13 protein-coding genes are annotated in these 13,095 nt (G+C 72.1%); 7 read left to right on the forward strand and 6 right to left on the reverse strand.

Annotation, left to right across the window (positions count from 1 at the left end; genetic code table 11):
- Positions 1 to 60 precede the first annotated feature (60 nt).
- From paaA to paaE, 5 genes are read left to right on the forward strand one after another with little or no spacing between them, the layout of a single operon-like run.
- The gene (paaA, locus tag IF188_RS09180; protein ID WP_191171490.1) at positions 61 to 1,026 is read left to right on the forward strand and encodes a 1,2-phenylacetyl-CoA epoxidase subunit PaaA; all 966 of its coding nucleotides are present in this window, start codon (positions 61 to 63) and stop codon (positions 1,024 to 1,026) included.
- Positions 1,026 to 1,331, forward strand: coding sequence for a 1,2-phenylacetyl-CoA epoxidase subunit PaaB (gene paaB, locus IF188_RS09185; RefSeq protein ID WP_191171672.1), 306 nt, complete (start codon positions 1,026 to 1,028; stop codon positions 1,329 to 1,331). Before paaA ends, paaB begins: the two co-directional genes overlap by 1 nt.
- Before the next feature lie 5 nt (positions 1,332 to 1,336).
- On the forward strand, positions 1,337 to 2,233 hold the full coding sequence (gene paaC / locus IF188_RS09190; protein WP_224751693.1) for a 1,2-phenylacetyl-CoA epoxidase subunit PaaC: 897 nt from the start codon (positions 1,337 to 1,339) through the stop codon (positions 2,231 to 2,233).
- Positions 2,233 to 2,739, forward strand: a complete 507-nt coding sequence (gene paaD / locus IF188_RS09195; RefSeq protein WP_191171673.1) for a 1,2-phenylacetyl-CoA epoxidase subunit PaaD — start codon at positions 2,233 to 2,235, stop codon at positions 2,737 to 2,739. Before paaC ends, paaD begins: the two co-directional genes overlap by 1 nt.
- Positions 2,739 to 3,953, forward strand: a complete 1,215-nt coding sequence (gene paaE / locus IF188_RS09200) for a 1,2-phenylacetyl-CoA epoxidase subunit PaaE (RefSeq protein WP_224751668.1) — start codon at positions 2,739 to 2,741, stop codon at positions 3,951 to 3,953. The genes paaD and paaE overlap by 1 nt, the downstream gene beginning before the upstream one ends.
- Before the next feature lie 194 nt (positions 3,954 to 4,147).
- Here the strand turns inward: paaE and IF188_RS09205 are convergent, their stop codons facing one another.
- The 4 genes from IF188_RS09205 to IF188_RS09220 are packed head-to-tail and all read right to left on the reverse strand — an operon-like array spanning position 4,148 to position 8,950.
- Positions 4,148 to 4,891, reverse strand: coding sequence for an ABC transporter ATP-binding protein (locus IF188_RS09205; protein WP_191171491.1), 744 nt, complete (start codon positions 4,889 to 4,891; stop codon positions 4,148 to 4,150).
- Positions 4,888 to 7,776, reverse strand: a complete 2,889-nt coding sequence (locus IF188_RS09210) for an ABC transporter permease family protein (RefSeq protein WP_191171492.1) — start codon at positions 7,774 to 7,776, stop codon at positions 4,888 to 4,890. The genes IF188_RS09205 and IF188_RS09210 overlap by 4 nt, the downstream gene beginning before the upstream one ends.
- A complete protein-coding gene (locus tag IF188_RS09215; protein ID WP_191171493.1) occupies positions 7,773 to 8,423 on the reverse strand; it encodes a hypothetical protein in 651 nt (216 codons plus the stop codon). The genes IF188_RS09210 and IF188_RS09215 overlap by 4 nt, the downstream gene beginning before the upstream one ends.
- Positions 8,420 to 8,950, reverse strand: coding sequence for an RNA polymerase sigma factor (locus tag IF188_RS09220; RefSeq protein ID WP_191171494.1), 531 nt, complete (start codon positions 8,948 to 8,950; stop codon positions 8,420 to 8,422). Before IF188_RS09220 ends, IF188_RS09215 begins: the two co-directional genes overlap by 4 nt.
- Positions 8,951 to 9,227: 277 nt before the next feature.
- Here IF188_RS09220 and IF188_RS09225 point away from each other — a divergent pair, with 277 nt between their 5' ends.
- Complete coding sequence (locus tag IF188_RS09225) at positions 9,228 to 9,989, forward strand: enoyl-CoA hydratase/isomerase family protein (protein ID WP_191171495.1); 762 nt, start codon at positions 9,228 to 9,230, stop codon at positions 9,987 to 9,989.
- Between the two features lie 191 nt (positions 9,990 to 10,180).
- On the opposite strand, the gene IF188_RS09230 is transcribed toward IF188_RS09225, so the two are convergent.
- Together IF188_RS09230 and IF188_RS09235 are read right to left on the reverse strand one after the other, a co-directional pair.
- Positions 10,181 to 10,996 (reverse strand): LLM class flavin-dependent oxidoreductase, encoded by an 816-nt coding sequence (locus IF188_RS09230; RefSeq protein WP_191171496.1) that lies wholly within the window; start codon positions 10,994 to 10,996, stop codon positions 10,181 to 10,183.
- An 88-nt stretch (positions 10,997 to 11,084) separates the two neighbouring features.
- Positions 11,085 to 11,798, reverse strand: a complete 714-nt coding sequence (locus IF188_RS09235) for a TetR/AcrR family transcriptional regulator (protein WP_191171497.1) — start codon at positions 11,796 to 11,798, stop codon at positions 11,085 to 11,087.
- A gap of 84 nt (positions 11,799 to 11,882) precedes the next feature.
- On the opposite strand from IF188_RS09235, the gene IF188_RS09240 reads away from it, so the two are divergent.
- Positions 11,883 to 13,085, forward strand: coding sequence for an FAD-dependent monooxygenase (locus IF188_RS09240; RefSeq protein WP_191171498.1), 1,203 nt, complete (start codon positions 11,883 to 11,885; stop codon positions 13,083 to 13,085).
- The last annotated feature ends 10 nt before the right edge of the window (positions 13,086 to 13,095 follow it).

Consider the following 13,095-nt stretch of genomic DNA (forward strand, 5'->3'; position numbering starts at 1 on the left):
CTTTACTGAACGAACGGTCTGTAATCCTTCGACAGGCTCAGGAACCGAACGGAGTCGACGATGACGACCGAGACGCTGATCGACGAAGCGGCCGAGCAGGCCGCGTTCGACGCGATCATCGAGGCCGATTCGCGCATCGAGCCGCGGGACTGGATGCCGGCGGCCTATCGCAAGACGCTGATCCGGCAGATCTCGCAGCACGCGCACTCCGAGATCATCGGCATGCAGCCCGAGGGCAACTGGATCACGCGCGCGCCGAGCCTCAAGCGCAAGGCGATCCTGATGGCCAAGGTGCAGGACGAGGCGGGCCACGGGCTGTACCTGTACTCGGCCGCGCAGACCCTCGGCATCACGCGCGACGAGATGACCGAACAGCTGATCGAGGGTCGCGCCAGGTACTCGTCGATCTTCAACTACCCGACGCCCACGTGGGCCGACATGGGGGCGATCGGCTGGCTCGTGGACGGCGCCGCGATCTGCAACCAGGTGCCGCTGTGCCGCGCGTCGTACGGGCCGTACGGGCGCGCGATGGTGCGCATCTGCAAAGAGGAGTCGTTCCACCAGCGGCAGGGGTTCGAGATCCTGCTGACGCTCATGCAGGGCACGCCCGCGCAGCGGCGCATGGCGCAGGAGGCCGTGGACCGCTGGTACTGGCCGAGCCTGATGATGTTCGGTCCTCCCGACGACGAGTCGCCGAACTCGGCGCAGTCGATGGCCTGGAAGATCAAGCGGTTCTCGAACGACGAGCTGCGACAGCGTTTCATCGGGATGCTGGTGCCCCAGGCCGAGGTGCTCGGCGTCACGCTCCCCGACCCGGAATTGCGGTGGGATGCCGACGCGCAGCGGTGGCACACCAGCGAGATCGACTGGACGGAGTTCCACGAGGTGCTGTCCGGTCGCGGACCGATGAACGTCGAGCGCATCCGGCGACGCCGCGAGGCGCACGAGGACGGCGCCTGGGTGCGCGAGGCGGCGGCCGAGTACGCCCGCAAGCAGCAGCTCGCACGACACGAGGAGGCGGCGTGATGACGACCCCGGGTGCGGCCGACCGCGAGACGTGGCCGCTGTGGGAGGTGTTCGTGCGGGCCGGACGCGGTCTCAGTCACGTGCACGCCGGGTCGCTGCACGCGCCCGACGCCGAGTTCGCGCTGCGCAACGCCCGCGATCTGTACACGCGGCGCGGTGAGGGCAGCTCGATCTGGGTGGTGCCCGCCGATGCGATCACCACCAGCGATCCCGACTCGAAGGGCGCCTTCTTCGAGAGCCCCGCGGGCAAGAACTACCGCCACGCCTCGTACTACACCGCGTCCGAGGGGGTGCCGCACCTATGACCGGGATGGATGCCGGCGGCCGCACGATCCCGCTCGTTGAGCGACCCAGGCACGATCCAGGCGAAACGTCGCACGCCGCTCTCGAGAACGACCCGCACGGCGACGTCACCGTCGACCGCGTCGCGCTGTCGGCGGAACTCGCCGGCGGCGAGGGCCGCGCGGCGTCGGCCGATGTCGCGGAGTACGCGCTGTGGCTGGGCGATGACGCGCTCATCCTGTCGCAGCAGCTGGGCATGTGGATCGCCCGCGCCCCCGAGCTCGAAGAGGACGTCGCGCTGGCCAACATCGCCCTCGACCTGCTCGGCCACGCGCGCTCGTTCCTCCGGTACGCCGGTACGTTCGACGGCCGCACCGAGGACGATCTCGCCTACTGGCGCGACGAGCCCGAGTTCCGCTGCGCCTGGCTGTTCGAACAGCCGAACGGCGACTTCGGGCAGACGATCGCGCGCCAGCTTGCGGCATCCACGTATCTGTTCGAGCTGTACACCGCGCTGCAGGGGTCGTCCGATGAGACGCTGGCCGCCATCGCCGCGAAGGCCGTCAAAGAGGTCGAGTATCACCGCGACCACGCCGTGCAATGGACGCTGCGCCTCGCCGGGGGCACCGACGAGTCGCGGCGGCGCATGGTCCGCGGGGTGGACGACGTGTGGCCGTACGTGGGCGAGCTGTTCCGTGACGAGCCGCTCATCGAGCGCCTCGGCCCCGTCGCAGTGCGTCCCTCGTCGCTGCGAGAAGGCTTCGACGCGGTCATCTCCGCGGTGTTCGCCGAGGCCGAGCTCGACATCCCCGCCGGGCCGATGTCCTCGGCCGGAGGCCGGCGCGGATCGCACTTCCCGACACTGGGCTACCTGCTCGCCGAGATGCAGGTCCTCGCCCGGCAGCATCCGGGGGCGACGTGGTGATGCTTCGACAGGCTCAGCAGCCGGCGACAGCGACCGACCACGCGTGGGCCGTCGCAGCATCCGTGCTCGATCCGGAGGTTCCCGTCCTCACGATCGAGGACCTCGGGGTGCTGCGCGCGGTCGACGTCGACGGCGACCGGGCAACCGTCACGATCACCCCGACGTACTCCGGGTGCCCGGCGATGGACGCGATCCGCGACGACCTCGTACTGGCCCTCACCGCCGAGGGCTTCGCACGCGTCGATGTGCGGTTGGTGCTCGCGCCCGCCTGGACCACGGATTGGATGACGGATGCCGGCAGACGCAAGCTCCGCGAGTACGGCATCGCCCCGCCCACCGGTCGCCGCGCGGTGACCGGGCCGGTCCCGCTGCGGCTGTCGGTGCGCTGCCCGCGCTGCGGGTCGCTCGACACCCGTGAGCTCGCCCGGTTCGGGTCCACCTCGTGCAAAGCGCTGTACGAATGCCGGGCGTGCCTGGAGCCCTTCGATCACTTCAAGGCGCACTGATGACTCCCGCAGAGCCCGGCGACGCCGAGCGCGAACGCGTCGCCGAGGCGCTGCTGACGACCGCGGTCGGCGGTCCGCACGGCAGCCGGCGGCGCGCCCGGTTCCACCCGCTGCGCGTCGCCGCGGTGCGGCCGCTGACCGATGACGCCATCGAGGTGACGTTCGCCGTGCCCGAGCAGGTGCGGGGCGAGTTCGACTACCTCGCCGGTCAGCACGTCGCGCTGCGCACCACACTCGACGGCCACGAGGTGCGGCGCTCGTACTCGCTGTGCCGGCCTTCGGCAGGCTCCGGGACGATCGACTCCGGTGGGGGCGGCGACGGGCCCCGCACCATCAGCATCGCGATCAAGCGCGACGTCGGCGGGCGCTTCTCGACGTGGGCGCAGACCGGGCTGAAGGTCGGCGACGAGCTCGAGGTGATGAACCCGCAGGGCTCGTTCACCTCGGCGCTCGCCGATCTCGACGGCGCGCATGTCGCGGGCATCGCCGCGGGCTCGGGCATCACGCCGCTCATGGCGCTCGCCGCGACGGTGCTGGCTCGATCCGCGACCTCGCGGTTCACGCTGGTGTACACGAACCGGTCGAGTCTCGATGTGATGTTCCTCGACGACCTGTCCGACCTCAAGGACCGCTATCCGACCCGCCTGGCCCTGCATCACGTGCTGTCGCGCGAGCAGCGCACGGCGCCGCTGCTGTCGGGACGCCTCGACGAGCCCCGCCTGCGCCGCATCCTCGACGAGCTCGTACTGCCCGACACCGTCGACGAGTGGTTCCTGTGCGGGCCGCTCCCGCTCGTGCAGCTGTGCCGCGACACCCTCGACGACCTGGGCGTCGACTCCGCGCACGTGCGGTACGAGCTGTTCACCCCTGCCGACGGCCCCCGCGACGAGCCGGGCCCGGGTGCGCCCGTCCTCATCCGCGAGGACGAGCCGGTCACACGCATCGAGTTCACCCTCGACGGCCAGTCGCAGTCGGTCGACAGCCCGGTCGCCGCGCGCGAGTCGATCCTGACCGCCGCGCTGCGCGTGCGGCCCGACGTGCCGTTCGCGTGCGCGGGCGGGGTGTGCGGAACTTGCCGCGCGCGGCTGCTGCAGGGGTCGGTCACGATGACCGAGAACTACGCGCTCGAGCCCGACGAGCTCGAGCGCGGCTACGTGCTCACCTGCCAGTCGCATCCCACGACCGACGCCGTGGTGGTCGACTACGACGTGTGAGGCCGTCCGGTCTCTGGCTGCTCCCTGGTTGAGGTGGCACGAATGGCCGTTTCGACGGGTTGGATGCCGCAACCTGTGCCACCTGAGCGAAGACCGCCGCGGTTGATGTGGCGAACATGGTGGCGTCGGCGGGGGCGTTGCGGCGTGTTGCGCCACCTCGAGGCAGGAGGGGATGCCGGGCGCCCGGCATCCCCTCAGCTCAAGGTCGTGCGCGAATCGGCCGCGGCGATGAGGTGCTCGTCGTGCGAGGCGACGAGCACCGCGATGCCGTCGTCGGCGAGCGAGCGCAGCAGCGCGATCAGCTGATCGGCGGTCGCCCGATCGAGGCTCGCGGTCGGCTCGTCGGCCATGATGACGGCCGGCCCGAGCAGCAGCGCCCGCGCGAACGCCACGCGCTGGCGTTCTCCGCCCGAGAGCCGGTCGGGGTAGTGCGTGGCGCGGGGGCCGACGCCGAGGCGGTGCAGCACGTCGCGGGCGGGGCGGGCCAGCTCGCGGGTGCGCTTGTCGGGCACGGCGGGCAGCAGCACGTTCTCGAGAGCCGTGAGCCCCGGCACGAGGTTGCCGCGCTGGTCGAGATAGCCCACATGAGCGCGGCGGCGAGTGGTGATGACGTCGTCGGCGAGCCCGGTGATCTCCATCCCCTCCCACAGGACGTGACCGGATGCCGGCGGCACGAGCCCCGCCGCGACCCGCAGGATCGAGGTCTTGCCCGATCCGCTGCGCCCGGCGAGGCAGTGCATCCGCCCGCGTTCGAGCACCAGGTCGTAACCGTCGACGATGTGCAGCGGCTCGTCGCCCGGTCGCTCGTACTGGATGGTGACGCCGCGCAGCTCGACCGCCGGTCCGCCGAGCGCCTCGGTGGCGTCGGCGCCGTCGAGGACGGCGCGGTGGTCGGCGATGAGGCCGGTCGTTCCGCCGGCGTTGGGTTCGGTGGTCATGCGGTGCCCTTCCGGCGGACGGTGTGCGAGATGAGTGCGGTGAGAACGGCGGCGATCACCGCGATGCCCGCGTAGAGCCGCGGCGCGAGTTCGAGCCATTCCGCCCCGAACCAGGCGAGCGCGCCGGTCAGGGCGATCGCCGGGAGCGACACCACGAGTCCCTCCACGCGCTGGGCGGTCGCGAGTTGCCGGGTGGTCCACCCGGTCGCGCGCAGCGTCGCCCACTGCTCGGATCGACGGGCGAGGTCGAGTCGGCGCGTGAGACGGGCGAGCAGGATGCCGCTCACCACGCCCGCCGCGCCCAGCAGCACCTGCGGCCAGAGCTGGCGCGCGATGGTCAGCAGCGCCAGGCTGCTCTCGCCCGCGCCCTCGCGTCCTGCCAGCAGCGCGGCGACGAGTCCGGCGGCCGACAGCCCGACGATGAGGATCGCCAGCACGTGGGTGATGCTGGCGAGCGGGTGCACGAGAGCCTGCCGTGCGCCGAAGCCGGGTACCGAGCGGGCGCCGAGCCGACGGGAGCGCGCGTCTCGCGGCATCCGCAGTCCGGTCACCGCGGAGCCGGCCGCGACCGAGGCGATCGAGGTCACGAGCACCGCGCCGACGGCGACCAGGGCGACCAGGGCCGCCGTGCCGGTGCCACCAGACAGCCACAGCGCGATCGCCCCGATCGCCGTCACCGCGATGAGCCCTGGCACCTCTTCGGCGGCGAACCACCGCGCGATGCGCACGCGGGTGAACCCGGTCTCGCGCATGACGGCCGCCTGCTCGCGCCTGCCGGGGACGCCGGCGAGCTGCACGGCGCCGAGAAGAAGGATGCCGGCGGCCAGGCTGATCCCGAGGACCGTGATCGTCGCCGTCGACACCGACAGCGATACCCGCGCGGCGGCGCCCAGCTCGGACCACCGCTGCGTCACGGCGCCGAGCGGACCGACGGTCTGCGTTCCTGCGGGGTCCATGGTGCCGAACGCGTAGCCCTCGACCTGCACGTCGACGTCGGTGGGCGAGGAGCCGGCGACGATGGCCGCGTCGAAGCCCAGATCCTCGATCTCGCGCGCGACCTCGATCACCTTCTCCTGCGCCTCGCGCGTATACCCGTCGATGCCGCCGACGCGCACCCGGATGGAGCTGATCGGGCTCGCGTCGCGCCACTGCGCCGCGCTCGCGAGCGAACCGATCGCGACGGTGCGCGGCGAGACCAGCCCGAGACCCGTGAGGCTGGGAAGCATCGTCGTGCCCGCGTGCTCGCCGCCGGTCACCGTCGAGCTCACCGGGGCATATGCCCCGAGCGGCACATAGTCCGCGGCGGACTCGTCGATGTCGATGTCGGCGGGGTCGAAGCTGCCGACGGGCGTGGCGATGACCTGCTGCTGCAGCGTGCCGGCGGTCTTGGTTCCGACGTACGAGGCTTCCGCGCCGAGCGCCTCGGGCTTGGCGCGCGCGGTGAACTCCTGTCCGGGCATGACGTTGTCGCTCAGAGGCAGACGGTAGCCCGTGGTGCCGAGCTCTGGTGACACGCCGCCCGCCGTGAGCGCGGCGGGGGTGATCGTTCCGACGCTCATGATCCCGAGGTTGTTCCAGACGGGCAGCTGGTCGACGGCGGTGACCTCCGCCCCCGGCCAGGCGACCGCACCGCCGTCGTCGACGAAGGGGTTCAGCAGCCCCGAGACGTCGGCGGCGGTGCCGCCGAGCACGGTGCCCGGACCGCCGGACTGGAGCGCCTCCGGCAGCACGTAGTTCCGGTCGCCGAACCCCGTGTCGTTCGCCGCGACCGCACCGAAGCCCTCGACATCGATGCGCACCGAGAGCTGCGCGGGTTCGGTGGTGGCCACGAGCAGCGGTGTGAACATGACGCCGTCCGACAGCTGCTCGATGTACTGGTCATAGTCGTCGCCGTCTGCCGCCCAGAGTGCACGCAGCTCGGCGAGCTGCTCGTCGGTGTACGGGGTCTGCGCCATCGCGGCAGCGATCCGTTCCAGGTAGGCATGGAACGCGTCCGTGTAGGGACTGGACTCGGAATCGGCCCAGGTCGCCATCGCCGCGGTATCGGTCGTCGGCGACGGGTCGACCGCGATGAGCGGGTCGAGGAACGCTCCGGCCTCACCGAGCAGCTGCTTCTCGGCGACGGGGTCGACGAGCGTGATCCGGGTCATCGTCTGCGGGGAGCCTGGCAGCGGAAGGTTGAGCACGGGTTCCTTCGGGACGCGGGCGCTGTCCGTGTTCGACATGCGGGTCGCGTCGTCGAGGTACACCGTGACCCCGTCGCCGGGAGGATCCATGCACGCCATCGCGGCGAGAGCCGGGTACTTCGCCGGGTCGACGTCATGGCCGTCGAAGGTGTACGACTGCGGCTCGCACGGCGCCATCTGCACCGGGTGCTCGTCCGTCGACTCGTCGACCACCACGGGCACCTGCTGCGTCTCGACCACGCGCTCGCCGAGTCCGTCGTCCGTCGTGTAGGTGATCGTCAGCCGGTACGCCTGCGGGGCGTCATCGGCGCCGACGAAGCCGCGCGGGATCGCGACCCGCACCTGCCCGAACTTCATCCGCGGCGCCACGATCTCGCCGATCGGCGCCGCGATCTCGACCCCCGCGACATCGCGCACGGCCTCGAGGTCGTCGAACGTCATGCCCGACCCGGTCGAGGCGAGAGTGTTCGGGGGAAGCAGCTCGCCCACCGGCTGGAACGCGTCGGTCGGCGTCACGAGGATGTCGTACGCGCCACGCCAGTTGTCGTCCATCGTCGCCCGCAGCGCCGCCGATGCCGCGCTCTGGATGCCCGCCGTCGCGAGCGCCGATGCCGCCAGCAGGCCGACCGCTGCCGCGCGCAGCGGCTGCCGCAGCAGCCGCCGCAGCGGTCCGGGCAGCGCGCCCCGGGCGCGGCTCACCGGTCGACCGCCGCGCACAGCGCTGCGCGTTCGACTCCGTTCGTCGCCGCGGACCGCGTCGACACCACGACGTTCAGGTCTCCGCCCGCCGCGCACACGACGAACGACGCCCCCGCCCCCGCAGACAGCAGCCCGAACGACGCCTCGTCGACGCCGACCGCCGCCGGCGCCGGGCCGTCCGCAGTGCCGGGCGCCGCAGCATCCACCGTCGCCGCCGAACGCACCAGCTCGAGTGCGCGCGCGACCAGCTCCGCGGGGGAGTCCTGCGCGATGGCCCCGTCGTCCGCGGCGATCGCCGAGCGGGCGCTCGCGCACAGCGCCGCGTCATCCACGCTCACGTCATCGCCCGTGCGGTAGCGCGCCGTGAAGTACGCCGCCACTCCGGGGTCGGGCCGGTCGACGCAGTGCACTTCACGGGTCACCGTGAGGGGAGCGGATGCTGCCGGCTCCTGCTCTCCGGCGCGCGAGGTGAGGGCGACCGCCGTCGCGGCGCCGCTCGCGATCGTGGCGACGGCCAGCGTCGCGATGCCGATGCGCACGCGGCGCCCGCGTCGCCTCGTCAGTTCGTCGATGCGCTCGTCGACCTGCTCGCCGATGACGGCGAGGGTGGCGTCGAGGTAGATCCCCTCGCGGGGCCGGTCGTTCATGCGTCCCCCCTGACGGACTGCTGCAGCGTGGCTCGCAGGCGCTGCACGCGCTTGGCGACGGCGGAGGTGGTGAGTCCGAGGTGATCGCCCGCCTCGGCGTACGAGTAGCCCTCGACGAGGCACAGGTGGACGATGCGCTGGTCCATGCCGCCCAGGCGCGAGACGGCCTGGCGCACCCACGCCACCTCTTCGACCCGCTCCTGGCGGACGCGGTCGCCGGGCAGCACCGACTCGTCGAACTCCACGCTCGCGCGGCGTGCGCGCACCGTGTTGCGGGCGACGTTGCGGGTCGTGACGAGCAGCCACGGCAGCGCGGACGACTCGACGATGCGGATCGTGCGCAGCTTGCGCCACGCCACGACGAACACCTCCTGCGCGATGTCTTCGGCGTCTCGATCGTCGCGGGCGACGGCCCACGCGTACAGGTACACGGCTTTGCCGTGCCGCGAGAACAGTGCGCTGAAGGCACCGCGATCGCCGCGGCGCGCGAGCTCCAGCAGCCGCGCATCGTGGTCGGTCTCGTACATGCATCCTCGGTTTCGGTGGGGCGCCGCTTCGTGCCCTCACCTGTGCATTGTCGGCACAGCGGGAATCATGACATACCCGGTCCGGCTCGCCCGGGGTTCGGTGTCGCGTCGGTGGTGTCGATGCCCGCAACCTGTGCCACCTGAGCGTCCGGTGCTCGGTGTTGAGGTGGCGCAAGTGGTGCCTTCGGCGGGGTGGATGCCGCAACCTGCGCCGCCTGAGCGTCCGGGGCCGCGGCTGCCGTTGCCGGGGGGCCGAAGGGCACCGTAGCGTGAGGGCATGATCGAGCTCGCCATCGACGGCGCTGTCGCCGAGATCACGCTCAACGCTCCCGACAAGCTCAACGCGCTCTCGCTCGAGGCGCTGCGGCAGCTGGATGACGCGTGTGCCGAGTCGGCGGCATCCGGGGTCCGCGCCCTCGTGCTGCGCGGCGAAGGACGCGCGTTCTGCGCCGGGCGCGACATCGCCGGCGTCGACCCCGAGACCGACGATGTGCCGAGATACCTGGGCGCGCTGGAACAGGTCATGCGGCGGATCGCCGCGTTCCCGGTGCCGACGTTCGCGGCCGTGCAGGGCGCGTGCCTCGGGGTCGGGCTGGGGCTCGCCATCGCGAGCGATGTCGTCTACGTCGCCGAGAACGCCAAGCTGAGCTCTCCGTTCGCGAACCTCGGGGCGATCCCCGACTCGGGAGCGCACGCGCTGTTCGTGGATCGGCTCGGCGCTCACCGGGCACTCGACCTCATCTTCACGGGGGAGCTCATGTCGGGCGCCGCAGCGGTCGCCGCGGGCCTGTTCAGCCGTGCGGTCGCGGCCGACGAGCTGCTCGCGTTCACCCGGGAGCGAGCCGCGGCGACGGCGTCCGGGCCGACGGCGGCCTTCGCGGCGTCGAAGCGTCTGGTCGCGCGCCTGCGCGATGCGAGATTGTGGGATGCCGTCGCGGAAGAGTCCCGCGGCCAGGAAGCGCTGCGCGCCACGGCCGACTATCGCGAGGGCTTCGCGGCGTTTCAGCAGAAACGCAAGCCGGTGTTCCGCGGCGAGTGAGTGCCTCTGGCCGTTGAGCGACACTTCGACTCGCTTCGCTCGCTCAGTGCGGGTCTCCGCGAGACGAAACGTGGTGAGCCGCGCATCGGACCCAGCCACCCGGCGACGTGCGCGGCCGGCCAACTTGTCGAGAGCGGCTCGTGACGTTTCGTCTTCGCTCGTTCCTCGCTCCGCTCAACGACCAGAGGCGCTCAGCGACCCGCGAGCTCGGCCACCAGCGGGGCGACCGCCGGCGCGAGCTCGTCGGGCACCGTGAAGAACGACACGCCCGTGGCATCGCGCAGCGCGCGCAGCGCCTCGGCGTCGTGCGTCACGTCACCCGACAGGGCCGCGACGGCGCCGGCCGCGCGCAGCGACTCGGGTGTGAGGCCGGCGCTGCGCCGCAGCCACTCCGGAACCGCCTCGCCGACGCCCGCGATCTGCAGCGACAGCTCGATCGGCGGCCGGTCGGGCGCAGCGGCCGCACGCGCCCGGGCGGCGACCGCGGTCACCGCGGCGAGGTGCGCGTGCGGCGGCAGGGGGAGCGCCACCGCCTGAGCATGGCGGCCGGCGATCCGCATCATGCGGTCGCCGCCCGCGGCGAGCGTCAGCGGCAGGTCGTCGCCGAGTGCCCCGCGCACCGCCGCGATCGTCGCCTCGACCTGATCGACGCGCTCACGGCCGGAGCCCCACGGCACACCCAGGGCCGCGGCATCCGCTTCGCCCTGCGGCCGGCCCGCACCCAACCCGAGCTCGAAGCGCCCGCCCGACAGCTCGACGAGCGTGCGGGTCTCGCGGACGGTCGCGGCGGGACTGCGCAGCGGGGCCGCGAGCACCCACGTGCCGAGGCGCAGCGTCGAGGTCGCCGCGGCCGCGACCGACAGCGCGAGGAAGGGGGAGGGCGTGTAGAGCGTGTCGGGCACCAGCAGCGCCGCGTACCCGTCGCCCTCGACGCGCCGGGCCGTCTCGCTCCAGGCTCGGGCGTCACCGTGTGCGCCGGTCACGACGCCGAATCGGAAGGAGGTCATGCCTTCATGCTCGCTCGCCGTCGGGCGCCGCGCATCCGCCTGCGGGAGGCATCCGATCTCCTCCCGCGGGAGCACGCGCGAAGGGGCCTCAGCCCTCGCGCCGCGATGCCGCGAGCGCCTCGACGCCCGCGACGATGCGCTCCACCCCGAAGCGCAGGGCGTCTCCTCGTGCGCCGCCGGGATCCGAGAACGCCGCCACGGTGAGCGGATAGTCGGCCGCGCGGGTCGTGAAGATCCGTTGCATGGATGCCGCAAGCTCCTGTTCGGGGGCGGCACTGGCCGACTCCTGCCGCACGATCGACATCGCGTGGCCCGCCAGCAGTGCCAGCACGTCGAGCTTCTCACCGCCATGCAGCTCGAGGTCCGCCATCGCGGCGAGGCCGACCTCGTACCAGGCCAGTTCGCAGGGTCCCGGTCGGTGCGGGCGCTGAGCGAGTTCGACGGACCACGGGTGGGCAAGAGCGCGGGCGTGGACACCTTCGGCCCATGCGGCCAGCGCGCGGCGCCAGTCCGCGTCGTGCTGCGGCCGGGGCATGCCGAAACTGCGGTCGAGCATCACGGCGTCGAGTTCGGCACGACCGGGGACGTAGCGGTAGAGCGCCATCTTGGTGCTGCCGAGGTCGTGCGCGATCCGCTGCATGGTCACGGCGCCGAGGCCTTCGGCATCCGCGATGCGCGTGCCGGCGTCGGCGATCTGCGCAACCGTGAACCTCGGCTTGGGCCCGCGGCGGACGGTGGCAGGCCCCGGCCACAGCAGGTCTTCGCCGGGGTTCGGTGCCGGTGGGGTCTCGCCGGGCGTCATGCGAACCTCCTGAGAACAATTGCGTCCAGTGTAATCAGTTATGTATTGTGTCCACGAGACGCAGTTACGTGGAAGGAGGACCACATGTCCGCGAAGAAGGTTCTGATCTCCGGTGCGAGCATCGCCGGGCCTGCCTTGGCGGGGTGGCTCGGACGCAGCGGGCACCATGTCACGGTCGTCGAGAAGGCTGCCGAGGTACGGCCCGGTGGGCAGGCGGTGGACTTCAAGGGCCGCACGCACCGCGAGGTGCTCACCCGGATGGGGGTGTGGGACGACGTGCAGGCGCAGCAGACCGCCAAGACCGACTGGCGCATGGTCGACGAGTCCGACCGCGTCAGGGCGGTGATCCCCGGCGAGTTCATCGGGGGCGACGTCGAGATCCTGCGCGGCGACCTCGCCGGCATCCTCCACCGCCACAGCGCCGCCGACGCGGAGTATGTCTTCGGTGACGAGATCACCGCGTTGGCAGAGCACGCGAAGGGGGTCGAGGTTTCGTTCGCGCGGCGCCCCGACGAGCGCTTCGACCTCGTGATCGGCGCCGACGGCGTGCATTCTGCCGTGCGGCGGCTCGCGTTCGGGCCCGAGGGTGATCACGTCGAGCGTCTCGGCTACTTCTACGCCGTGGCGAGCGGTGCAGTGCCGCTCGAGGGTCTGGAGACCCGGCTGCCGAGCGGTCGCACCGTCGCGTACGGCTACAACGTCCCCGGCCGGCTCGCCCTCGCCGGCGGGCAGAAGGCGCCGAACCTCTTCGTGTTCCAGGGTGATGCCGAGGCGTACGACCGGCGCGACGTCGCCTCGCAGCGACGGTTCCTCGTGCGTGCGTTCGACGGCATCGGGTGGCGGGTGCCCGAGATGCTGGCGGCGGCGGAGGCGGCATCCGATTTCTATCTCGACGAGATCACCCGCACGCGCATGACGTCGTACACGAAGGGGCGCATCGCGCTGGTCGGCGACGCCGGCTACGCGAACACCCTCGGCGGCTTCGGCACCGGCCTCGCGCTCGTCGGCGCGTACGTGCTCGCCGGTGAACTCGCACGCGCGGACGGTGATCACCTCGCGGCGCTCGCGGCCTACGACGCGCGCATGCGCCGGCCCACGAGGATCGCGCGCACGGGCAGCGCCGGACCGTTCCTCGCGCCGCCGTCGGAGCGGCGCATCCACAGGCGCGACCGGACGTTCGCGAACCCGCTGATGCTGCGGGCGATGATGTGGATCACGGACGTCTTCGCGACGGACACGTCGCTGCCCGACTATGACCTCACGACCGTGCGGCGTTCCTGGGGATAAGGACGTCAAG

It is taken from the genome of Microbacterium helvum, assembly GCF_014779795.1.
In the GTDB taxonomy this organism is placed as follows: domain Bacteria; phylum Actinomycetota; class Actinomycetes; order Actinomycetales; family Microbacteriaceae; genus Microbacterium; species Microbacterium helvum.